Annotated in this window: 1 protein-coding gene; it reads left to right on the forward strand. The window is 50.2% G+C overall.

Annotated elements, in window-relative coordinates:
* Nucleotides 1–484 (forward strand): CAF17-like 4Fe-4S cluster assembly/insertion protein YgfZ (gene ygfZ / locus ACTHUT_RS21365; RefSeq protein WP_440419811.1); only part of this gene is annotated, 484 nt, incomplete at its 5' end.
* Nucleotides 485–745 lie beyond the last annotated feature (261 nt).

Consider the following 745-nt stretch of genomic DNA (forward strand, 5'->3'; position numbering starts at 1 on the left):
CACCATAGAAATTGCCTTGCCGCACACAGGCCATCTGAAAATTTCAGCAGCCGAAAATGCAGTCGAATATCAAGCAGGAGCCGAAAACGCGTGGAACCTGCACGAAATCCGCAGCGGCTATCCGTGGATTTGCGCCGCAACCAAAGAAGCGGCTGTTGCCCAAATGCTCAACCAACACATCATCGGCGCAGTCCATTTCCGTAAAGGCTGCTACCCCGGCCAAGAAATCATCGCCCGCGCCCAATACCGAGGCCAAGTCAAACGCGGTCTGGCCGTATTAAGCGGCGATTCTTTGGAAGCCGCCGGTATTGCCGTCAAAGTCGGCGAGGAAGAAGCAGGCGTCATCCTCAACACAGCACTGACTGAGCAAGGCAGCCTAAGCCTTGCCGTTATCAAGTTTTCCGCAGCAGAAGCAGCATTGACTGATGCAGACGGTAATGCTTTGAAACAGGAAGCACTGTTTTTTACGGTTGAGAAAGATTGATTGTTAGATGATTGAACAAAAAGCTTAAATATCAGCTTGAAATGAAAACAGAAAGGCCGTCTGAAAATTATTTTTCAGACGGCCTTTGATATTGAGTTTTGTTGGTACATGACCCAAGCAGCGTTTGCTGCCGACTGAATTACGGCATGGTTTGGGATCATTTGGTAACAACGAAAACCGCGTGCGTGCGTACCGCACACACCCTACACCTCAATCTTAAGGTTTGCGTCGCCCGCAGTGGTAGGGTGTGTGGTCTAGCCA

This window comes from Neisseria sp. P0022.S010 (assembly GCF_051956635.1).